This is a genomic window from Streptomyces glomeratus (assembly GCF_021462825.1).
Lineage (GTDB): Bacteria > Actinomycetota > Actinomycetes > Streptomycetales > Streptomycetaceae > Streptomyces > Streptomyces glomeratus.
Window position 1 is genome coordinate 1 of record NZ_JAKEEB010000058.1, and the last position, 20,620, is coordinate 20,620.

Here is a 20,620-nt window from a genome sequence, read left to right on the forward strand (position 1 = left end):
AACAGCTTGAAGGGCGTCAGCTCCCGGTACCTGCGCGCCGAGTACACCGGCCGTATCAACCGCATCGGCATCGGCTCTGTGTTCTGGTCCCGCTCCTACTTCGCCGGATCGTGCGGCGGCGCACCGCTCAGCATCGTCCGCCAGTACATCGAAGGCCAGAAGCGGCCCACCTGACCCTCACCGAGGAGGCGCAGCGAACTCCGGCGCTGCGCGCCTCCGGTCCAAGGATGCGTTTCCCTCCCCGGCTGAAGCCGGGGATACCCACCCAAGATCAGGGATGGTGGCCTACGAGCGGCACCCCGAACGGATCACCGCGGTCTTCGACGCCGAGCCGGCCAACACCGTCAAAGCGCTGTTCCGTAAGGGCAGTCCGAAGGCGCACAGCCGCCCTTCGCCCACCTCGGACACAACCGCCGACGGCGGCTGGTTCGGTGGGGCTCCGGCGGCCCCCGATCTCCCCCTGGACACCGACGTTCTCTCGCCACAGGACCACGCCGAGCTCACCGAGTCCCTCAAGACCAACGGCTTCTGGGGACCGACGTGCTACTACCTCAACCACCGGGCGAACGCGGCGTTCGCGAAAGCGGCGGTCAATGGCGGGCGGCTGGGGATGCCCGTACTGTTCGTCGGTGCCGCCTACGACCCCGTCGCCGACCTCACCAACCCGCGCGCCCTCGACCGCATGCGGACCACCTGTGCCCGTCTGACCGAGCGCCGTGTCCAGGCGGGGCATTGGCTTCAGCTGGAAGCCGCCGGCGACGTCAATCACCACTTGGCGACCTGGCTCCGCACCGCTGTCGAGAACCCGGCCTCCGGCTCCTAGTGCCCCCGACAGGCAACGTTCGCCCCGTCGCGGCCCCCGCACGCCCTCTCGCCGCACCGCACAGGTCAGCTATGCAGCCATCCGTTCACGAGTGACGCGGCAGACATGGGGCCCGGCGCCTCGTGGTGGGGCCCCGGCGGGGCGGGGGCGCCTGCCGGCGTCCTGACGGTGTCGCTATCGACGGCTGCCGCTCATCGCCGCCGCTTCCAGGTTGTGGGTCATCCGTTCAAGGACCTGGACGGCGGTGCGGTACTCGTCCGGAGAGATGCCGGTCATGGACAGTTCACGGAACGCATCGACGCGCTCGGCGACACGATCCAGGCGCCGACGGCCATCGAGGGTGAGAGCGAGCCGGTCCGGTGTGGGACGGGTCGCCCAGCCATCGGCGAGCACGGTGTCGATGGCTGCGGTCAGCGTGGCGGTGTCGGCGTTGGCCTCGAGGGCCGAGAGGAGTTCCCCGTCGGTGGCCTCGTGCGTGTCGTCGATGAGTCGGAGGACCTGCCAGGCGATCCTGGTGAGGCCGAACTCCTCCAGCATGTCGTTCATGTGATGCGTGATGGCTCTGTCGGTGCGGTTGAGCCAGTAGCCGATGGGCTTCACGAAGTGGTGCTCCTTGGGTAGGTCACTGCTGGGCGGGTGCGGGGGTCAGGAGGGCGGACCAGTCCTGACCGGCGGCCCAGTCGGCAAAGGTGTGCCAGCCGACCTCGGGGTAGTCGCGTCGCAGCCCGGTGACGTCGACGTCGAGGCCGACGGTGGTGAAGTACTCGAACATGGCCGCCAGATCGGCGGAGTGGGTACGGACATGGGACAGCGGGACCTCCTGGTGGGCGATCGGGCGCCCGATGGCCGCTGCCAGGGCGTCCGCGATCTGGCCGGAGGTGCGCTCGTCGGAGGCGATGTCGATCCGGCGTCCGGCGAACTCGTCACGGCGCTCGAACACCAACGCGGCGAAGGCGCCTATGTCGGCGGCCGGTATGAGAGTCAGCGGCCGGTCGGCAGGCATGGGCCAGGCGAAGCTGCCGTCGCGCAGCCCGTCGAGGCTCCAGCCGCCGGTGAAGTTGTCCATGAACGCCGCCGGGGCGATCACCGTCCAGGGCACGCCGGCAGTGCGCACATGCTGCTCGACGAGGTACTTGCTCTCGTAGTGCGGGACACCGGTGCCGCGGTCGGCATGGGCGGCGGAGGTGAGGACGATGTGCCCGAGGCGGGTGGCCGCCGCGGCGTCGACGAGGGCCTTGCCCTGTCGCACTTCGGTGGCGATGTCGGTGCCGAACGGAGTGGTGACCGCGAAGAGGGAATCCGCTCCGGCGAGGGCGGCGTCCAGAGAGGCGCGGTCGTCGAAGTCGGCGTGGCACACCTCGGCTCCGACGGCACGCAGGACCCCGGCGGCGGGCGAGTCGGGGTGACGGGTGAGCCCGCGGACCCGGTGTCCGGCGGCGAGCAGGGCGCGGGCGGTGGCTCCGCCCTGGGCTCCGGTGGCACCGGTGACAGCGATGGTGAGCATGGTTCCCCCCAAAGGTAGAGTAGCTGCGTGACGCATCAACTGCGTCACGCAGCAGACTACCGAATATCGCTGCGTCGCGCAGCTTTTTTGGAGGTGAGTCCGGAGTGGGAGACTCGCGTCGGAGCCGGCTGTACGAGGAGCTGTCCTTGGAGTCCCGCCGCCACCTGGCGGCGTATGTGCTGTTCAACCAGGCCGTCGCAGAGCACCTGGGGATGCACGCGACCGATGTGCAGTGCCTGAGCCTGCTGACGGCACAGCCCGAACCCCTGACGGTCAAACAGATAGCCGAGATGACCGGCCTGACCACGGGCTCGGCCACACGGCTGGTGGACCGGCTGGAACGAGGGGGCTACGTGGTTCGCACACCCGACGAGCGGGACCGCCGCCGGGTACTGGTCACCACGGTGCCGGAGCGCATCGCCCGCGTCACCGCGGTGTGGGACGACCTCGGCCAGGCCTGGCAGGCGCTGCTCGACGATCACACCGAGGACGAACTGGAGGTGATCACCCGGCATATGCGTCAGGCGCACGACCTCAGCCACGCCCAGATGCGGCGCCTGCGGTCCATGCCGAAGCCGGACTGAGCCGGAAGCCGCCGGGCAGGGCGCGGATGACCTGATGGCGTGCGGCAGGCGCGGGATCCGGCAGGCGCCGTGGGCTATGCGGCCGTCAGGCCTTGAGCGCACGCCCTGCGACGGCGAGGACGACCCGGCGTGGCGCAAGCCGGGATGCGAGTACCGACAGACGGTTGCCCAGTCCCGCGATCACGCTCGGCGGGGTGCTGCCGCGCTCCAGGGCGCGGCGGGTCGCCGTGACCACGTCGGCAGGCGTGGCGACGCGCCCGACCATCGCGTCGCGGCTTCCGACCACGTCGAAGAATTCGGTGCTGACCGGCCCCGGCGACACCGCGAGCACGCGCAGCGAGGACCGGCGGTTCTCGTAGGCGAGAGCCTCCGTCAGGCTCAGCACGAACGCCTTGGTGGCGCCGTAGACCGCCATGGCCGGGGTCGGCTGGTAGGCGGCAGTGCTCGCCACCGTCACGAGGGCGCCCCGGCCATCGGCAACCAGGTCCGGCAGGAAGGCCCGCGAGAGATCGGAGACCGCCCCGACGTTGAGCTGGATCATGCGGGCGATCTGCTCCGGGTCCTGCTCCAGGAACGCCCCGTGACTCCCGAAGCCGGCGTTGTTGATCAGCGTCTGCACAGTGATGCCACGCGCGTCGAGATCCGCCCGCAGCGCCGCTCCGGCTCCCGGCCGGGCGAGGTCCGCGGCGATCGGCGTCGCGGTGATGCCATGGCTTTTCTCCAGGTCCACGGCGAGCTCGTGGAGCCGGTCGAGGCGACGGGCGACGAGGACGACGTCGGCGCCTCGCTCGGCCCACTGGCGGGCGAACTCCTCGCCCAGGCCGGCGCTGGCGCCGGTGATGAGGGCTGTCGTGCCTCGATAGGACATGCTGGCCATCGTTGGTTGCTCCACTTCCCTTGCCGGGGTACGGGATAATCAATGTAGGCAACCACAAACATTGTAGTCAACCGCCAACATTGAGGAGAGTGCTGTGCCCGAAGGCTCCTACCATCACGGCAACCTGAGGGCCGCCCTGCTGGAGAGGGCCGAGGCAGTGCTGACCGAGTCAGGTCCCGTCGGGCTTTCCCTGCGCGGTCTCGCCCGCGACCTCGGCGTCAGTCACGCCGCACCGACCCGCCACTTCCGCGACCGCCAGGCGATACTCGACGCGCTGGTGGTCAGCGGCTTCACCGAACTGAACCGCCGTCTGCAGGCGGCGGCGGACGATCCGGGGGCCGTCGAGCAGCGGCTCATCGGGCTCGGACGGGCGTACCTGCGGTTCGCGGTCGAGCGCGCCGCGCTGCTGCAACTGATGTTCGCCGCCAAACACGACGAGCAGTCCAGCCAGGAACTGCGCGAACTCGGGCACCGGGCCCTGGAGATCGCCGCCAGCGTGATCACCGAGGCACAGCAGGGCGGCGCCGTCCGTCCCGGTGATCCGGTCCGACTGGCCCAGGTGGCCTTCTCCACCGTGCACGGCCTGGCCACGCTGGCCGTCGGGGGCCTGCTCGACGACACTCCCCTGGACGAGGCCGCCGATCTCTCCCTCCAGGTGCTCCTGGCCGGCCTGCGGGCCACCCCATGAGAGCCCCGACCGGGCGTCTCCCGTAGCCCTTGCGCCGCAGCCTCGCTCGCCCGCGACCGCGCGGTGCCGTCCGGGGCCCTGCCTGGGGCGGGCACTCACCGCTTCGCCCCTACAGCGGCCGTCGGATGTCACCCGGACCCGCGTCCAGCGCCGTGCGATGAACCGACCACGCGGCCAGACCAGTTCGGACACGGGAGGAATCGGAGGCGGGACAGGCGGCTCCGGCACGGCTCCGCGGGTCTCCGCAATGCGCCAATAGCGTCCGGCCGCGCCACCGTCGCTTCCGGATCCGCCCGTCCGGTGGATCGCCGTGCCACCCCGTCCGCGCAGTGCACGGACGCAGTCGGCGGGTCACCGTCACAGCTTCACCGCGCGGTCTTCACACGAGGAACACTTCCGGCCGACGGGCCCGTAGGCCTCGCCCAGAGGGGCAGACGGTGCGCTCACGTTGTGCCTAGCCTCCCGGGCCATGCGATCACCTCAGATGAGACGCTTCGGCCTCACCGCCGTCCTCGCCTTCGTCCTCGCCGTGTTCGGTCTCGCCCCCGCCGCGAGCGCGGACCCCGCGCCGGCCACGCTGACGTTCGCCACCGACAGCAGCACCACCACGCCCGGCGGCACGGTGAACCTGTCGATGACGATCACCAACAACAAGGCCTACGACATCTGGTTCGTGTACCAGACGATCGACCCGACGTGGCTGACCACCCAGCGCCCGGACCTGAAGTACAGCTTCACCGGCTGCAGCCTCGCCACGGCCGCCGGCAGCGCTCCCTGCTCCGGCACGGGCCCGGCGAATCTCGGTGGCAACTACGGCACCACCATCCCGCCCGGGCAGAGCCGTACCGTCACGCTGACGCTCCACATCGCCGCCGACTCCGGCTGCAACGGCAACATCGGCTTCTACTCGTACTACTACACCGAGTTCAGCGACAGCACGAACACCAGCGGCGGCCCGGTCTACACGCCCGAGACTCGGGTGCTCTGCGCCTGACGCACCGTCCGGTTCCGCGGTGGGGTGACGTCAACTACTGGGCCGCAAACGACCGAGTTTGACCCGGTTCGGAGTCCTACCAGGCATGAACGCCCGGGGTCATCGCAAGATCAGGCTGAATTCAGCCTGCGCCCCGGCACCCACCGCGGCCCGGAACTGCGGCGCTTCGACCGGCGGACCCACTCGGTCCGCCGGCGCGCCGCGCGGGCCCCGGACCAGCACACCCAACCCTCGACGCACCTTTCCGGCCCAGGTGACGCCGGTGCACGCGAAGGCTCAACTCCGTTGCGAGCGTGCCGTGTCGGTCCCCTTCGGTTTTCCGTCATGTTTCGCAGCAAGACCACGAAAACTACACAGGGCCATCACCATGTACACGACGAGCGTGTCGAGGACCGGCTTCTGAGGGGGGCGCCGGCGTCACGCCAGGGGGTGCGTCCGCTCCATGGGAGCAGTGCTCGCCCCTGCCCGGGGAGGGGACTTCACCGCATGAAGCGGACCATACGCACCAGCGCGCTGACGGTGGGCGCACTCATCGCCGCACTGGCGCTGCCGGCCGGTGCGGCCCACGCCGACACCGCCGCACCCCGCATCGACCTGCGCGTCCTGCTGGTGAGTGACGGCGGCCCGGCCACCGAGGCCATCGCGGCCGAGCTGGATGCCGCGGGAACGCCGTACACCGAGATCGACCTCGACCGGCCCGACCGGCCGGCCATCGACTCGGGCTTCCTCGCCGACACCGTGGAGGGCCGGTCCCGGGCCAAGTTCCAGGCCGTGGTCCTGCCCAACGACAACCCGTTCGCGGCGGGCTCGGCCGAGATGGCGGCGCTCGCGTCCTACGAGCGGACGTACGCCATCCCGCAGGTAGACGCCTACACCTACGCGCGCCCCGAGGCCGGCTTGCAGTATCCGGTCTCCGGCGGCTACTCCGGGAGCCTCGACGGTGTCCGGGCGGAGGTGACCGCCGCCGGAAAGGCGGGACCCTTCGGCTATCTCGACGGATCAGTGCCCTTCGAGGACAACTCGTCCGACGTGGGCGAGAGTTACGCCTACCTGTCGGCACCCGCCCCGGGCGCGGACTTCACCCCGTACGTCGACGCGCCCGTCCCCGGAACGTCGAGGCGGGGGTCGCTGGTGGGCGAGTACCGGCACGACGGGCGGCGCGAACTCGTGGTCACCTTCGTCTACAACCGGTACCAGCAGCAGTTCCGGCTGCTCGCCCGGGGCATCGTGGAGTGGATGACCGGCGGCGTGCACCTCGGGGCCTCCCGGAACTACTTCGCCGTGCATGTCGACGACGTCTTCGCCGCCGACGACCGCTGGGACACCCAGCTCGACTGCACTCCCGGAGACGTCGACTGCGCAGGCGGCGCGGGCACGCCCCACCCGATCCGGATGACCCCCGCCGACGTCGACTACGCCACCGCATGGCAGAACAGCCACCACTTCACCCTCGACCTGGTCTTCAACGGCTCCGGCAGCCTCGACCAGCGAGAGGACAACAACGGTGTGGACCGGCTCGCCGACAGGCTGATCGCCGACCGCAACAGGTTCCGCTGGGTCAACCACACCTACACGCACGCCTTCCTCGGCTGCGAGCAGGACATCACCATGGTGCCCTGGAGATGCGCCACCAACGCCGACGGCAGTACCAAATGGGTCAGCCGTACGGCCATCTCCGACGAGATCGCCAACAACCGTGTCTGGGGACTCGCCGCCGGACTGCCGCTGGACGACAGCGAGTTGGTCACCGGGGAGCACTCGGGACTGAAGGTGCTGCCGCAGCAGCCCGACGACAACCCCGATCTCGCCCCCGCCCTCGCCGACAACCACGTCACCTGGCTCGCCGCGGACAACTCCCGTGATACGGAGCAGCGTCGGGTCGGTGCGGCCATGACGGTCCCCCGCCACCCGATGAACGTCTTCTACAACGCCGGTCGCGCGGCCGAGGAGGTCGACGAGTACAACTGGCTGTACACCGGCCGTGCCCAGGGCGGAAGCGGCATCTGCGAGGACAACCCGGCCACCACCACCTGCCTGCCGGCCCCGCTGGACACCAGCACCGGCTACACCGGCCACATCGTGCCGCTGGAGACCCGGATCGCCCTCGGCCATGTGCTGTCCAACGACCCCAAGCCCCACTTCATCCACCAGTCCAACCTCGCCGAGGACCGCATCGCCTACCCGGTCCTCAGCGGTGTCCTGGACGGATACGACGCCCTGTTCGCGGACAACACCCCCGTCGTGAATCTGCGGATGAAGGACATCGGCACCGAACTGCAGCGGCGTGCCGCCTGGAACTCCGCCCTGCGGGCCGGACGGATCACCGCCTACCGCGTCGGCGACACCGTGACCATCCAGGCACCGAACGGCGTGGCTGCGACCGCGACCCTGCCCACCGGCGCCCAGCTGTCCGGCAGCGCCTTCGGCACCGCCTATGCGGGCGAGGTGTCCGGCTGGGCACCCGCCACCGGCAGCCCGCTCACCCTCACCCTGCCGGCGTCGGCCGCGGCCCCGTCCCGGACCGCGCACGCCTCCCGGCCGGCTCCGGTCACCGGTCCCGCCCCGGACACCCGCGTCCCCGCGGGTGTGACGCCGCAGGTCTCCCACGACACGGACCACTGAACGGCGCACCGACCGAAGGTCCCGGCCGCCCAGCCGCAGCCGGGACCGGCACGCCCACCCCACACCTCGGCCGTGGAGCACATCGATGCACGTTCACCACGGCGCGCGACGCCCCGGCGCGACGCGCGTCACCCTGCTCACCGAAGGCACCTACCCGCACAGTCACGGCGGCGTCAGTGTCTGGTGCGACCAGCTGGTCCAGGGCATGCCCGACATCGACTTCGACGTCATAGCCGTCACCGGCACCGGACGCGAGCCCGTCGTGTGGGACCTGCCCGCCCATGTCGCCAGTGTTCGGTCGGTCCCGATGTGGGGCGCCCCGCCGGAGGGCCTACCGCCGCGGGGCCGCCTCCGCAACCGGCTGGCCGCCGCCTACGAGCGGTTCCTGACCGCTCTGCTCGATGCATGCGCCGAGGACGGCTTCGCCCCCGCCCTGTACGAGATGGCGCGGGCGGCGGCCGACGGGACGCTGAGCCCGTTCCTGCGCGATGACCGGGCGATCGCGATCCTGGCCGCGGTGTGGAACCGGCCGGGGCTGGCGGTGCGTGAGGCCCGCCCGACCCTGCACGACGCGCTCACCGCGACGGCCCTGCTGGAGCACGCCCTGCGCCCCCTGGCCGCGCCGCCGCCCGAGGACGGGGTCGCGCACGCGGTCAGCGGCGGCGTCGCCGTCCTACCGGGCCTGGCCGGCCTGGAACGGTACGAGGTTCCGCTGCTGTTGACCGAGCACGGGGTCTATCTGCGCGAGCGCTACCTCGGCTATCGCACCGCCCCCTACCGCTGGCCGGTGAAGGCCGTCGTCCTCGGCTTCTTCCGGCTGCTGGCCGAGGAGAGCTACCGCCGGGCGGCCCTGATCACGCCGGGCAACCGGTACAACCGGCTGTGGGAGGAACAGGGCGGCGCCGCCCCGGAGTCCATCCGCACCGTCTACAACGGCGTGGATCCCGCCGCGTTCCCGCCGGCCGGGCCCGAGCCGGAGGTGCCCACCCTGAGCTGGGCAGGCCGGGTGGACCCGATCAAGGACCTGGAGACGCTCATCCGCGCGTTCTCCCTCGTCCGGGAGCGCATACCCACGGCCCGGCTGCGGCTGTTCGGCGGGACGCCTCGTGGCGGGGAGGCCTACCGGGAACGGTGCGAGGCGCTCGCCGCCGAACTCGGGCACGCTGACGCGGTCACCTTCGAGGGCCGGGTCGACGACATCAAGGACGCCTACGCGGCCGGCAACGTCGTGATGCTCTCCAGCATCAGCGAGGGCTTCCCCTTCACCCTGATCGAGGCCATGTCGTGCGGGCGGGCCACCGTCTCCACCGACGTGGGCGGAGTGCGGGAGGCCGTCGGCAGCACCGGACTCGTGGTTCCGCCGCGCGATCCGGCAGCCATGGCCGCGGCCGCGCTGGAGCTGCTGGGCGACCCCGCGCGCCGCAGGGCGATGGGGGAGGCCGCGCGGCTGCGGGTGATCGAGCAGTTCACCCTGCGCCAGACCATCGACACCTTTCGCTCCATCTACCTGGAACTTCCCACGCTCGCCCATGCCTCACCGGCATCCGCGTCCGCGTCGGCCCCACCGTCACAGTCGCTCACGGCGGTGGCGCAGTCGCCGTCGGGCGCCCGGTCTCCGGCGGCCGTTCCCACGCGGGCGGCCGCGCAGGCCCCGCCGGGCGGCCCGGACCCGGCGGCGGACCCGGGCGCGTCGGACGGCGTGGACGCCGCGGCCCCGGCGGCCACCGGCCCGAGGAGCCTGGCCGGATGAGCGGGCCGATGGCGCTCGAGCCGAGCGGGACCGAACAGGACACGCTGGCACTGCGGCTGGCCGGGACCGGGAGGCGGGCACCGAGCCCTCGCCCGGCCGACGACGGCACCCTGGCGCTGCGGCTGCCGTGGCGCGGCCCCGACGAGGAGGCGGTCAGCCGACTGGCCGCCGAGCTGGCCGAACCGGTCGGTCCCGCCGTCCATCCCTACGAGGTGGCCGCACTGCTGGAGGCGGAGGGACTGTCCGCCGACGTCATCAAGGAGCGGTACGGGCACCCGGACCTCTTCTCGCTCGCCGCCGCACTCTACGAGCGCGTACCACGTGTCTTCCCCGAACCCGTGCCGGTACCCGACCCCTGGCGCCCGGACACCGTGCGCTGTCTGCTGCGCGGTGTGCTGTTCGCGCTGCCGGGACTGGCCTATCTGCTCACCGCACCCCTGTGGCACCCCGGCCGGCACACCACCGTCCTGACCGTGGCGGGACTCGCGTCCTGGGCATGGGGGCAGGCCCTCGGCCACCGCGCCCATGTGCGGATGGCGACGGGGCGACGGGAGGCCGGGCGCACGCTGCTGGCCGGTGCGCCCCTGGGCGCGACGGTGGCCACGGTCCTCGCCGCGCTGCCCGCCGGGGGCGGCCCCGTCACCCTGGCGGCGGCCGCGCAGTCGGTGTATCTGGCGGCGGCGGGGGTGCTGTTGGTGCTGGGCCGGGAGCGGCTGCTGCTGGCCGCACTGTCCCCGCTGGTCGCCGGTGCTGCCGTACTCCCGTGGTGGGAGCCGGGGAGGCTGCTGCGAGCCGGGCTGCCGCTGATGGCGCTGGTCGCGACGCTCGCCGCTGTCGGCCGGGTCCTGTGCCGGGTCCTCGCCCTCCCCGCGGCAGCGGGCGGCAGCCGGCCCCGGCTGCTGTCGTCCCTGCCGTACGGACTGTTCGGACTGGCCGCGGGCACGCTGGTGCTGCTGGAGGGACGGCGCGAGCCCTACGCGGTGATCGTGCTGACCGTGAGCATGGGGCCGGCCGAATGGCTGCTGTACCGCTACCGGGGGCTGTCGGTCGCGGCGCTGCGTGCGACCGCGACGCCCGCCGGATTCCTCCTGCGGTCGGCGGGGGTCCTCACCCTGTGCCTGCTCGGCTACGTCCTGCCTCTGCCGGCCGCCGCACTCCTCACCGGCGCCGAACCGGTCACGCTGCCGCTGCTCGCGGCCACGCTGTGGATCGCACTGCTCCTTCAGGCGTTCGGAGCGGCCTGGCCACCGGCGGTGATCTGCCTCGCGGCCGCGGCCGGCGCCGGGGGGATCACACTGCTGCACCTGCCACCGGGCCCGGTGTTCCTGCCCCTGTGCTGCGCCGCGGCCGCGCTGTGTCTGGCGGTGTACGCGCTGCGCCGGCTCGGGCGGCCGGCCCCGCACGCCTGACGAACCGGCCGGTGCGCGGCCCGCCGAACGGCAGGCCCGCCCCGCCGCCCTCCGGGTGCCACACGGCACCGGGCGTCCCCGCCCGACCACCACACGAACCGACCGGAAGGACATGACGAGTTGACCGCCGCACCGCTCGCCGCCGTCACCGGAGCCGAGGGCTTCATCGGCTCCCACCTCACCGAGGCGCTGGTCGCCTCCGGGCACCGCGTCAGGGCCATGGTCCTGTACAACTCCTTCTCCTCCTACGGATGGCTGGAGACCCTCGCCCCGGACGTCCTGGACCACGTGGAGATCGTCCTCGGTGACGTCCGGGACCCCGGCTCTGTCCGCGCCCTGCTGGAAGGCGCCGACGTCGCCTACCACCTGGCCGCGCTCATCGCCATCCCGTACTCATACCGGGCGCCGTACAGCTACGTGGACACCAATGTCACGGGCACGCTGAACGTGCTGGAGGCGGTACGCGCCCTCGGCACGCCCCGGCTGGTGCACACCTCCACCAGCGAGACGTACGGCACCGCGCGGACCGTGCCGATCACCGAGGACCACCCCGTCAACACCCAGTCCCCCTACGCCGCGTCGAAGGCGGGCGGGGACCGGCTGGCCGACAGCTACCACGCGAGCTTCGGAACTCCGGTGGTGACACTCAGACCGTTCAACACCTTCGGGCCCCGCCAGTCGATGCGCGCGGTGATCCCCACCGTGATCGGCCAGGTGGCGGCCGGCGAGCGCACCCTCACCCTCGGCGACCTGCGTCCCACACGGGACTTCACCTACGTCAGGGACACCGCGCAGGCGTTCCTCGCGGTGGGCGGTGCGCCGGCCGAGCGGGTCGTGGGCCGCACCTTCAACGCCGGTACCGGCGGGGAGATCTCGGTGGGCGACCTCGTCGCGCTGATCGGCAAGGTGATGGACACCGTACTCGAGGTGCGGGAGGACGCCGAGCGTATCCGGCCCGCCGACTCCGAGGTGATGCGGCTGGTCGCGGACGCGTCCCGGCTGGCCGCGGCGACCGGATGGGGGCCCGCCCACTCACTGGAGGAAGGGCTCGCGCACACCGTGGAGTTCTTCCGCGATCCGGCCAACCTGTCCCGGTACAAGACCGGCATCTACAACATCTGACCCCGTCCGGCACGTCGTCCCCCGGCACCGACGAAGGAGGAGCCCCATGCACGCAGTGATCCTGGCGGGAGGCAAGGGCGTCCGGCTGCGGCCCTACACCACCGCGCTGCCCAAGCCGCTCGTCCCCATCGGCGACCAGCACGCCATCCTGGAGATCGTGCTGCGTCAGCTCTCCACGGCCGGTTTCACCCACTGCACCATCGCCATCGGCCATCTGGGCGAGATCATCCGCGCCTACGTCGGTGACGGATCCCAGTGGGGAATGACCGTCGACTACGCCACCGAGGAGAGCCCCCTGGGCACCATGGGCCCGCTGCTGAACCTGCGCGACCGGCTGCCCGAGACGTTCCTGGTGATGAACGGCGACGTGCTCACCGACCTGGACTACGCCGATGTGCTGCGCACCCACCGGGAGTCGGGAGCACCGCTGACCATCGCCACGTACGCGCGCAAGGTACACATCGACTTCGGGGTACTGACCACGGAGTCCAGCAAGGTCGTCGCCTTCACCGAGAAGCCCAGCATGGACTACCGCGTCTCCATGGGCGTCTACGGCGTGTCCCGTACCACGCTCGGCGGCTACACCCCCGGGCTGCCGCTGGGCTTCGACGAACTCGTCCTTGACCTGCTGAGGGATCAGAATCCGCCGCATGCCTACGAGTTCGACGGATACTGGCTGGACATCGGCCGTCCGGACGACTACGACCGGGCCAACGCCGAGTTCACCTCGCGCAAGTCCCTTCTGCTCAAGGGAGCCTGAGCACCGCATGCGCATTCTCGTCCTGGGCGGAAACGGGTTTCTGGGCGGGCACGTCGTCGAGCGACTGCGCGCCCGGCCGGGCGCGCTGGTCCTCGTCGGCGGCCGCTCCCCCGGCGCCGACGTCGCCGTCGACCTCGCGTCCGACCGGCCGGAGTCGCTGGCGGAGTCCCTGGCGTCGGCCGCGCCCGACGCCGTGGTCAACTGTGCGGGCGCAACCGGCGGCGACGCCGTGACCCTGGCCGAGGCCAACGCCCGCGGCCCGGCGGTGCTGTGCGCGGCGCTGCGGGAGGCGGCGCCCACGGCGCGTCTGGTCCATCTGGGCTCGGCCGCCGAGTACGGCCCGGGCGTGCCGGGCACGCGGGTGATGGAGTCGGCGGCCACCCGGCCGGTCACCCCGTACGGTGCGACCAAGCTCGCGGGCACGGTCGCGGTAGCCACCTCGGGGCTGGACGCGGTGGTGCTGCGGGTGGGCAACCCGGTGGGTCCGGGTGCGCCGTCCACCGGACTGCCGGGCCGGACGGCGGCGCTGCTGCGCGCGGCCGGGGCGGACCCGGAGGCGGTGCTGCTGCTCGGTGATCTGTCCGCGTTCCGCGACTTCGTGGACGTGCGCGATGTCGCACGCGCGGCGTACCTCGCGGTGGCCGCTCCCGGTCCGCTGCCGCGGGTCCTCAACATCGGCGCCGGCCAGGCCGTCTCCGTACGCGATCTGGTGAGGGGGCTGGCCCGCGCGGCGGGCTTCCGTGGGCGTATGGAGGAGGACACGGGCGGTTCGGCCCGCTCGGCCGAGGTTTCCTGGCAGTGTTCCGACATCACCGCCGCGGACGAGGCCCTCGGCTGGCGGCCGTCCCACACCCTGGACGACGCGCTCGCCGCGCTGTGGGCGGCCACGGCCGAGGGCTCCTCCCCTCGCCCGGAAGGCGAGCGTGTCCCATGACTCTGCTGGTTCCGCTGTATGTCCACCCGGCCGAGGATCCGGGCGCCTGGCACCGTCTGATCAGGGCCGCGACCCGCACCTACGCCATCGTGCTGAACCCCGCGAGCGGGCCGGGCACGGGCCCCGACCGGGCGTTCACAGCGGTGGCCGGGGCGCTGCGGGCGGCCGGGGCCCGGCTGCTCGGCTACGTCGACACCGACTACGGAAACCGTGACCGTGCCGAGATCGCCGAGGACCTGCGCCGGCACCAGAGGTGGTACGCGGCCGACGGCTGCTTTCTGGACCGGGTGACCGCCGCCCCGGCCGGGCTGCCCGCGTGCCGTCGGCTGGTGCGGTCCGTGCGACGGCTCGGCGCGGCAACCGTCGTGCTCAATCCGGGAGTTCACCCGGCACCCGGATACGCCCGCCTCGCCGACCTCACCGTCACCTTCGAGGGCCACTGGTCGACGTATGTGTCGGCGTTCAGCAGACCGCAGTGGACGGCACGGCACCCGCCCGAGCGGTTCTGTCACCTCGTCTACGGGGTTCCCGAGGCGCTCGTGCCGCTGGCCGTGAGCACCGCGCGCGAGCGCGGCGCGGCGGTGTCCGGGCCCGTGACCGGTGAACCGCCCAATCCGTGGGCCGCGTTGACCCCCGCGCTGACCGGGAGGGAGCGATGAAGAGCACGGGACTGCTGCGGCGTTTCCCGGCCCTCGTCGCCCTGCCGGCCGTGGTGACGGTCGCGGTGCTGACCGGCTGCTCCGCCACGGACGGCGGGCACGCCACGAGCGGCGCGCGCGACGGCCGCCCGGCACGGACCTTGTGGAAGCCGCGCCCAGGCCTGGCCTGGCAGTGGCAGCTCGACGGGAAGGCCGACCCCTCGGCTAACGTGCCCGTCTACGACATCGACGGCTTCGAGAACTCGGCGGCGGACGTGGCCCGTCTGCACAAGGCCGGCCGCAAGGTCATCTGCTACGTCAACGTGGGCGCCTGGGAGAACTTCCGGCCCGACCAAAGCGCCTTCCCCCACTCACTGCTGGGTAGGGCCAACGGCTGGCAGGGCGAACGGTGGCTGGACATCCGCCGCCGTTCGGTGCTGCGCCCCATCATCGAGCGGCGCTTCGACATGTGCCGCGCCAAGGGCTTCGACGCGGTGGAGCCGGACCTGGTGGAGGGCTACGCCAACGCCACCGGATTCGCGATCACCGCAGGCGACCAGCTCGCCTACAACCGCATGATCGCCGAGATCGCCCACGATCGCGGCCTGTCGGCCGGTCTGAAGAACGACCTCCCGCAGATCCCGCAGCTCCAGCGCGACTTCGACTTCGCGGTCAACGAGGAGTGCGCGCAGTACGACGAGTGTTCCTCGCTCACCCCGTTCATCAAGGCGGGCAAGGCGGTCTTCCACGTCGAATACGCCGAGCCGACCGAGAAGTTCTGCGCCGAGTCGCGTCGGCTGAAGCTGTCGTCGATGCTGAAGAAGCCGCAGCTCGGGGTGTGGCGCAAGCCCTGCTGACCGGACGCGCTCTCGGCGGTGCCGTCCGGACGGGCGCGAATGTGGGCTACGACACCCGAATGAAACGGGTTGAACGGGCAACGTTCCCTCTCATGCCCTGTTCCAACCCCTCCGGCAGGTGAGACGATGACGACGGCGACCAGAGCGCCCCGGACGTTGCCCGCCACCGCCACCGCCGCCCAGACTCCTTCGCGTGTTCCGGTGTCCCCGCTGCCGTCCCTCACCGGGCTGCGGTGGATGGCCGCGCTCCTGGTCTTCGGACTGCACGTGCGCAACTTCGGCTACTTCTCCGGCACCGGCGACCACATCATGACGTGGGGCTTCGGGTCCGGTGCCACCGGAGTGTCGTTCTTCTTCATCCTGTCGGGGTTCGTACTGACGTGGTCCGCGCGGCCAGGCGACCGTGCGCTCGCCTTCTGGTGGCGGCGCATCGCCCGCATCTATCCGGTACACCTGGTCACCGCCGCGATCGCGCTCCTCATGGCCTGCACACTGGCCCATCAGGCAAGACCGACGCGGATCCAGGGCCTGGCGAACGTACTGCTGGTGCATTCGTGGTGGCGCCCGTGGTGGCAGACACTGGACCCGGTCAGCTGGTCGCTGGCCTGCGAGGCCTTCTTCTACGCCGCGTTCCCGCTGCTGGCACTCGTCCTGCGCCGTCTCGGTGCCCGGGGATCGGCGGCGCTGGCCGGTGTATCGGTCCTGACGGTGCTGGTCCTCAGCCGGGCGGACGCCCACCAGTGGCTCCCCCAGCCGATCAATTCCTTTCCCGCCGCTCGCCTGCCGGAGTTCGTCCTCGGTGCCGCCACCGCACGGCTGGTGCTCCTCGACCGATGGCGCGGCCCCGGCCTGGAGGCCTCACTCGCTCTGGCGATCATCGGCTACTTCCTCGTCCCGCAGGTCACCGCCGGCTACCCGGCCACCCCCTGCACCCTGATCGGCTTCGCTCTGCTCATCCCGGCGGCGGCGGTCGCGGACCTGCGGGGCCTGCCCTCGCTCTGGCGGCACCCACGACTGGTCCGGCTGGGGGAACTCTCGTTCGCCTTCTACATGGTCCACCTGCTGGTACTGCGGGCCGGGACCAGCCTGTTCGGCACCTACCCCCGCTTCGGCCTGCCGACCGCCGTGGCCGTCACGGCCGTTGCGTTCGCCGTGTCGCTCGGCCTGTCCTGGGTGCTGTACGAGGCGGTGGAGCGTCCCGCGAGACGGCTGCTGCTCCGCAAGCGCCGTTCCGTCACGACACAGCCGGCCGCCCCGCCGGCGCCGGTCCCGCCGGCCCTTGACGCTCCGGCCACGGTCCCGCCGGCGCCGATCCCCGACAGTCGGCAGGACCGGAGCCGGTGACTCCCCCTTGTGCGTGGACAGGGCCGCACGCGTCCGCGGTACGGCGTGCCGTCAACTGCGCGATTGCCGCTGGACGGGACCGCGCACGGCGAGGAGCGCGGCGCCGAGATCGGCCGCCGTTCGCGGGTCGGACAGCGACCGGCCGGTCAATTCCTCGATGCGGCGCAGCCGGTAGCGGACGGTGTTGGGGTGGACGAACAGGCTCTCGGCCGCTACGGCCACGGAGCCGGCCGCGGCGAACCAGTGCTCCAGCGTTTCGACGAGGCGGGCACGTTCCGGGGCCGGAAGGTCGAGAAGCGGCCCGAGCGCGACTTTCACCAGATGGGACGCCTCCGCCGGTGCGGCGGCAACGACCATGGCCAGGGGTTTGTCGTCGAACCGGGCGACACCCGGGCCGCTGCCCGGCAGACTCGCCAGGGCCAGCCGGGCGAAGCGCAGCGCCTGCGGTGTCTCACGCAGGGAGTCGAAGCCGGGACTGACGCCCACGCGGGCGCGTGCGCGACGCAGGATGCGCAGGCCGGTCCTCTCCGCCGCCTGCGTGGTCAGGGCGACCAGCCCGATCTGCTGGTCGGGCAACAGCCGCCAGGCGGACGGCAGATGAGCCTGACGGAGCGCGGTCTCGATCCCCACCAGCGGCTCGGTGCCGGGCGCCGCGGATTCGGCTGCGACGACCGCGTAGGGTCCACGCTCGGGCAGGCCGAGTTCACGGGCGGCCTCCCACAGTGTGGTGCGGTCGGCGATGACGCCGGTGAAGAGCGCTTCCACCAACGCCGAGCGGCGCGCCTGGCGTTGCAGGGTGAGTTCGGCGGTCGTCTCGCGGTGGGCCTCCGCCACCGCCTCGGCATAGAGGCCGAACAGCGACCAGATCTCGGCGGAATGCGCCACCAGCTGGCCGTCCGATACCTCCGGGTGCAGGTAGGCCTCCTCGAGGATCTCCGACCACAGGAACTCGAAGCCGATCCGGTAGGCGTGCAGGACGTCGGCCAGCGGCATGCCCTGCTCGGCACGGACACGGCCGGTCTCTCGGGCCGGGCCGGGATCCGGCGCATCGGCGCGGCACAGATGTCTGAGAACCAGGTCGGCGTTGGCCGTGCAGGATCGCCGCAGCGAGTCGAAGGGGATGAGCGCCTCGTCCCGGTAGGCGACGACGTCGGAGCGGATGCGCTTCGCGATGCGCTCGCCGAGTTCCGGGAGCCGTGAGTGGAGCGCCGCGGCCACGCCGGAGAAATCCATTTGCGCAGTTTAGCCCCGTGGTTTTGTCACCGGGAACAACACCGGGAAGGGGACGCTGTCGGCCGCCCCATAGCCCGTCGCGGCCCGCACGCTGCACGATGTCGTCCGGATGAACAGCGGATTTCAGCGGTGAGATGCGTGGAGGCGGGGCATGGCCAATCTGGCGGAGTTCTTGGCACGGACGACGGAGCGGCAGCCGGATCGTCCCGCGCTGCGTGTGGGCACCCAAATCACCACGTACGCGGAGCTGGACGAGCGCAGTGCCCGTGCCGCCGCGCTGCTGCGGGCCGAGGGGGTCCGGCCGGGTGACCGGGTGGCCTTGATGCTGCCGAACGTCCCCGAGTTCGTCGTGCTGTACTACGGCGTGCTGCGGGCCGGAGCGATCGTCGTACCGATGAACCCGCTGCTGAAGGCACGGGAGATCGGGTACCAGCTCGGTGACTCGGGCGCCGCCATGCTCTTCGAGTGGCACCAGGCGCCGGGCGAGGGTGCGCAGGGTGCGTCCGTCGCGGGGGCGCGGCACATCGTCGTCGAGCCCTCGTCCTTCGCCGCTCTGCTGTCGGGACACGAGCCGATGGTCACGGTGACGGAGACGGACGACGACGACGTGGCCGTGCTGCTGTACACCTCAGGCACCACGGGGCGGCCCAAGGGCGCCGCGCTCACCCACGCCGGACTGCGGCACAACACCGAGGTGAACACCGAACATGTGCAGCGGATGACGCCGCAGGACGTGGTGGTCGGCTGTCTGCCGCTGTTCCATATCTTCGGCCAGATCTGCGCGATGAGCGTGGCCGTCCACAGCGGCGCCTCGCTCACCCTGATTCCGCGTTTCGATCCGCAGACCGTGCTGGAGGCCATCGTCCGGGACCGGGCCACGGTCTTCGACGGCGTACCCACGATGTATGCCGCGCTGCTCCACCACCCGGCGGAGGTCGACGTGCCGACGCTGCGGATGTGCCTCTCCGGGGGTGCCTCGCTGCCGGTCGAGGTCCTGCACGGTTTCGAACGGCGCTTCGGCTGCACGGTGTTGGAGGGCTTCGGCATGTCCGAGACCAGCCCGGTGGTCACCTTCAACCATCTCGACCGGCCCCGCAAGGCCGGGTCGGTCGGCACCCCGATCAAGGACGTGGAGGTCCGGCTGCTCGACGAGGCGGGCCACGACGTGGGGCCCGGCGAGGTCGGTGAACTGGCCGTGCGTGGGCCGAATCTGATGAAGGGGTACTGGAACCTGCCGGAGGAGACCGCGGCCGCCATCCCCGACGGCTGGCTTCGCTCCGGCGACCTCGCCCGCCAGGACGAGGACGGCTTCCTGTACATCGTCGACCGCAAGAAGGACATGATCATCCGCGGTGGATACAACGTCTATCCGCGCGAGATCGAGGAGGTGCTGCACGAGCACCCCGCCGTCGCGCTCGCGGCCGTGGTGGGCGTGCCGCACGAGCGGCTCGGGGAGGAGGTCGCCGCGGCGGTGGTGCTGCGCAAGGGTGCCGAGGCCACACCGGACGAACTGCGGCAGTTCGTCAAGGACCGTGTCGCGGCGTACAAGTACCCGCGTACGGTGTGGCTCGTGGACGCCCTGCCGACCGGCCCCAGCGGCAAGATCCTCAAGCGGGAGATCAGCGTTCCGGCCGGGTGAGCCGGGGCAGTGCGCCGCGGCGGTGGGCCGCGGTGACCAGGCCCGGTTCGTTGGTGATCGCCGTCAGGGCGATCTGATGGGCCAGGACGAACGGCAGCGTCCATATCGTCGCCCGGAACATCTCCCGGCGTTGAGCGCTTGCCCGTAGATACCGAACAGGCCGTAGAAGTGGATCTGCGGCGCCGCCCCACACCGCCGGTACCGTCCCCCACAACCAGCACGGACACCACCAACGTCACGAGAGGCCGCACCGAATCCACCTCATCACGGTCTTCGGACTACCGCCGGCTGCAACGGTGCCACCGAACGTCTGTCTGTGGCTCGTGGCCGACACGAGACACGTACGGGCGACTGCGTGCGGCGTTCGGGCTGATCGGAGGTGGGGCTGATCGGGTTACTTTTCGGCCTGGAGGCACTCGGAGGGAGTACGGGCTCGCGCCCTGGCCGTGTCCTTCAGCGGTACAGGCGGGGGTCGGGTTGAGGGTAATCACGTTGCTGCTGCGATTCCGCTGTGCCGGTGTGGTGCCGGCCTTCGCGGCGGCGGCGAAAGGACGACCTCTGATGCGAGTGACCCGGACCATGTTCGCCTCCGCGGCGGTTGCCGCGGCCGTCGCGTTGTCCGCTCCCGCCGCACACGCCGTGTCGCTGGGGCTTCGAGCTCATGCCGGTGGCGCTGCCCTGGCGCTGACCAGGGACCACCACCCCGGCGGCCAGTCGCACAGCGAGCACGGCGGCGGCGCCCAGGGCGGCGCCCAGGGCGGCGCGCACGGCCAGTGGTCGCAGGGCGGCGGCGCCCAGGGCGGCGCACACGGCCAGTGGTCGCACGGCGGGGGTGCCCAGGG

Annotated in this window: 20 protein-coding genes and 1 pseudogene; 16 read left to right on the top strand and 5 right to left on the bottom strand. The window is 71.7% G+C overall.

The window, feature by feature from the left end; genetic code table 11:
• Both LZ604_RS33835 and LZ604_RS33840 read left to right on the top strand, forming a co-directional pair.
• Nucleotides 1-174 (top strand): transposase (locus LZ604_RS33835; RefSeq protein WP_234519961.1); only part of this gene is annotated, 174 nt, incomplete at its 5' end.
• Nucleotides 175-277: 103 nt separating this feature from the next.
• On the top strand, nucleotides 278-823 hold the full coding sequence (locus LZ604_RS33840) for an alpha/beta fold hydrolase (RefSeq protein ID WP_234519936.1): 546 nt from the start codon (nucleotides 278-280) through the stop codon (nucleotides 821-823).
• A 174-nt stretch (nucleotides 824-997) separates the two neighbouring features.
• Here the strand turns inward: LZ604_RS33840 and LZ604_RS33845 are convergent, their stop codons facing one another.
• Complete coding sequence (locus tag LZ604_RS33845) at nucleotides 998-1,423, bottom strand: MarR family winged helix-turn-helix transcriptional regulator (protein WP_234519937.1); 426 nt, start codon at nucleotides 1,421-1,423, stop codon at nucleotides 998-1,000.
• Nucleotides 1,424-1,445: 22 nt separating this feature from the next.
• A complete protein-coding gene (locus LZ604_RS33850) occupies nucleotides 1,446-2,327 on the bottom strand; it encodes an NmrA/HSCARG family protein (RefSeq protein ID WP_234519938.1) in 882 nt (293 codons plus the stop codon).
• Between the two features lie 104 nt (nucleotides 2,328-2,431).
• On the opposite strand from LZ604_RS33850, the gene LZ604_RS33855 reads away from it, so the two are divergent.
• On the top strand, nucleotides 2,432-2,911 hold the full coding sequence (locus LZ604_RS33855) for a MarR family winged helix-turn-helix transcriptional regulator (protein ID WP_234519939.1): 480 nt from the start codon (nucleotides 2,432-2,434) through the stop codon (nucleotides 2,909-2,911).
• A gap of 85 nt (nucleotides 2,912-2,996) precedes the next feature.
• Here LZ604_RS33855 and LZ604_RS33860 read toward each other — a convergent pair whose 3' ends face one another.
• Complete coding sequence (locus LZ604_RS33860) at nucleotides 2,997-3,788, bottom strand: SDR family NAD(P)-dependent oxidoreductase (RefSeq protein ID WP_234519940.1); 792 nt, start codon at nucleotides 3,786-3,788, stop codon at nucleotides 2,997-2,999.
• A 94-nt stretch (nucleotides 3,789-3,882) separates the two neighbouring features.
• Between LZ604_RS33860 and LZ604_RS33865 the strand changes: the two genes are divergently transcribed.
• From LZ604_RS33865 to LZ604_RS33915, 11 genes are all read left to right on the top strand, one after another.
• Entirely contained in the window at nucleotides 3,883-4,476 is a 594-nt protein-coding gene (locus tag LZ604_RS33865) for a TetR/AcrR family transcriptional regulator (protein WP_234519941.1), read from the top strand.
• A gap of 469 nt (nucleotides 4,477-4,945) precedes the next feature.
• Nucleotides 4,946-5,470, top strand: a complete 525-nt coding sequence (locus LZ604_RS33870) for a COG1361 family protein (protein WP_372482263.1) — start codon at nucleotides 4,946-4,948, stop codon at nucleotides 5,468-5,470.
• Nucleotides 5,471-5,956: 486 nt separating this feature from the next.
• Complete coding sequence (locus LZ604_RS33875; protein ID WP_234519943.1) at nucleotides 5,957-8,092, top strand: hypothetical protein; 2,136 nt, start codon at nucleotides 5,957-5,959, stop codon at nucleotides 8,090-8,092.
• An 85-nt stretch (nucleotides 8,093-8,177) separates the two neighbouring features.
• Nucleotides 8,178-9,842, top strand: coding sequence for a GT4 family glycosyltransferase PelF (pelF, locus tag LZ604_RS33880; protein ID WP_234519945.1), 1,665 nt, complete (start codon nucleotides 8,178-8,180; stop codon nucleotides 9,840-9,842).
• The gene (locus tag LZ604_RS33885; RefSeq protein WP_234519947.1) at nucleotides 9,839-11,251 is read left to right on the top strand and encodes an amino acid adenylation domain-containing protein; all 1,413 of its coding nucleotides are present in this window, start codon (nucleotides 9,839-9,841) and stop codon (nucleotides 11,249-11,251) included. The genes pelF and LZ604_RS33885 overlap by 4 nt, the downstream gene beginning before the upstream one ends.
• 120 nt (nucleotides 11,252-11,371) lie before the next feature.
• Nucleotides 11,372-12,373: a GDP-mannose 4,6-dehydratase gene (locus LZ604_RS33890; protein WP_234519950.1), complete on the top strand. Its 1,002-nt coding sequence runs from the start codon at nucleotides 11,372-11,374 to the stop codon at nucleotides 12,371-12,373.
• 46 nt (nucleotides 12,374-12,419) lie between these two features.
• Nucleotides 12,420-13,133 carry a nucleotidyltransferase family protein gene (locus tag LZ604_RS33895; RefSeq protein WP_234519951.1) on the top strand — a complete coding sequence of 238 codons (714 nt, stop codon included), beginning with the start codon at nucleotides 12,420-12,422 and terminating at the stop codon, nucleotides 13,131-13,133.
• Nucleotides 13,134-13,140: 7 nt separating this feature from the next.
• Nucleotides 13,141-14,067: an NAD-dependent epimerase/dehydratase family protein gene (locus LZ604_RS33900; protein ID WP_234519952.1), complete on the top strand. Its 927-nt coding sequence runs from the start codon at nucleotides 13,141-13,143 to the stop codon at nucleotides 14,065-14,067.
• Nucleotides 14,064-14,726: a spherulation-specific family 4 protein gene (locus LZ604_RS33905; RefSeq protein WP_234519953.1), complete on the top strand. Its 663-nt coding sequence runs from the start codon at nucleotides 14,064-14,066 to the stop codon at nucleotides 14,724-14,726. Before LZ604_RS33900 ends, LZ604_RS33905 begins: the two co-directional genes overlap by 4 nt.
• Entirely contained in the window at nucleotides 14,723-15,562 is an 840-nt protein-coding gene (locus LZ604_RS33910) for an endo alpha-1,4 polygalactosaminidase (RefSeq protein WP_234519954.1), read from the top strand. The genes LZ604_RS33905 and LZ604_RS33910 overlap by 4 nt, the downstream gene beginning before the upstream one ends.
• Nucleotides 15,563-15,688: 126 nt before the next feature.
• Nucleotides 15,689-16,906, top strand: coding sequence for an acyltransferase family protein (locus LZ604_RS33915; protein WP_234519955.1), 1,218 nt, complete (start codon nucleotides 15,689-15,691; stop codon nucleotides 16,904-16,906).
• Between the two features lie 51 nt (nucleotides 16,907-16,957).
• Here the strand turns inward: LZ604_RS33915 and LZ604_RS33920 are convergent, their stop codons facing one another.
• On the bottom strand, nucleotides 16,958-18,139 hold the full coding sequence (locus LZ604_RS33920; protein ID WP_234519956.1) for a PucR family transcriptional regulator: 1,182 nt from the start codon (nucleotides 18,137-18,139) through the stop codon (nucleotides 16,958-16,960).
• Nucleotides 18,140-18,290: 151 nt separating this feature from the next.
• Here LZ604_RS33920 and LZ604_RS33925 point away from each other — a divergent pair, with 151 nt between their 5' ends.
• On the top strand, nucleotides 18,291-19,778 hold the full coding sequence (locus tag LZ604_RS33925) for a long-chain-fatty-acid--CoA ligase (RefSeq protein ID WP_234519957.1): 1,488 nt from the start codon (nucleotides 18,291-18,293) through the stop codon (nucleotides 19,776-19,778).
• Here the strand turns inward: LZ604_RS33925 and LZ604_RS33930 are convergent.
• Nucleotides 19,759-19,899, bottom strand: a complete 141-nt coding sequence (locus tag LZ604_RS33930; RefSeq protein ID WP_234519959.1) for a hypothetical protein — start codon at nucleotides 19,897-19,899, stop codon at nucleotides 19,759-19,761. The genes LZ604_RS33925 and LZ604_RS33930 overlap by 20 nt on opposite strands.
• Before the next feature lie 440 nt (nucleotides 19,900-20,339).
• Here LZ604_RS33930 and LZ604_RS33935 point away from each other — a divergent pair.
• Nucleotides 20,340-20,620, top strand: a pseudogene (locus LZ604_RS33935) (hypothetical protein); the annotation flags it as partial.

Excerpts from the sequence above, each read along its gene's own strand:
- LZ604_RS33840 (WP_234519936.1), top strand. The coding sequence starts at position 278 with ATGGTGGCCTACGAGCGGCACCCCGAACGGATCACCGCGGTCTTCGAC.
- LZ604_RS33850 (WP_234519938.1), bottom strand. The coding sequence starts at position 2,327 with ATGCTCACCATCGCTGTCACCGGTGCCACCGGAGCCCAGGGCGGAGCC.
- LZ604_RS33860 (WP_234519940.1), bottom strand. The coding sequence starts at position 3,788 with ATGGCCAGCATGTCCTATCGAGGCACGACAGCCCTCATCACCGGCGCC.
- LZ604_RS33870 (WP_372482263.1), top strand. The coding sequence starts at position 4,946 with ATGCGATCACCTCAGATGAGACGCTTCGGCCTCACCGCCGTCCTCGCC.
- LZ604_RS33875 (WP_234519943.1), top strand. The coding sequence starts at position 5,957 with ATGAAGCGGACCATACGCACCAGCGCGCTGACGGTGGGCGCACTCATC.
- pelF (WP_234519945.1), top strand. The coding sequence starts at position 8,178 with ATGCACGTTCACCACGGCGCGCGACGCCCCGGCGCGACGCGCGTCACC.
- LZ604_RS33885 (WP_234519947.1), top strand. The coding sequence starts at position 9,839 with ATGAGCGGGCCGATGGCGCTCGAGCCGAGCGGGACCGAACAGGACACG.
- LZ604_RS33895 (WP_234519951.1), top strand. The coding sequence starts at position 12,420 with ATGCACGCAGTGATCCTGGCGGGAGGCAAGGGCGTCCGGCTGCGGCCC.
- LZ604_RS33900 (WP_234519952.1), top strand. The coding sequence starts at position 13,141 with ATGCGCATTCTCGTCCTGGGCGGAAACGGGTTTCTGGGCGGGCACGTC.
- LZ604_RS33905 (WP_234519953.1), top strand. The coding sequence starts at position 14,064 with ATGACTCTGCTGGTTCCGCTGTATGTCCACCCGGCCGAGGATCCGGGC.
- LZ604_RS33910 (WP_234519954.1), top strand. The coding sequence starts at position 14,723 with ATGAAGAGCACGGGACTGCTGCGGCGTTTCCCGGCCCTCGTCGCCCTG.
- LZ604_RS33915 (WP_234519955.1), top strand. The coding sequence starts at position 15,689 with ATGACGACGGCGACCAGAGCGCCCCGGACGTTGCCCGCCACCGCCACC.
- LZ604_RS33920 (WP_234519956.1), bottom strand. The coding sequence starts at position 18,139 with ATGGATTTCTCCGGCGTGGCCGCGGCGCTCCACTCACGGCTCCCGGAA.
- LZ604_RS33925 (WP_234519957.1), top strand. The coding sequence starts at position 18,291 with ATGGCCAATCTGGCGGAGTTCTTGGCACGGACGACGGAGCGGCAGCCG.
- LZ604_RS33930 (WP_234519959.1), bottom strand. The coding sequence starts at position 19,899 with ATGTTCCGGGCGACGATATGGACGCTGCCGTTCGTCCTGGCCCATCAG.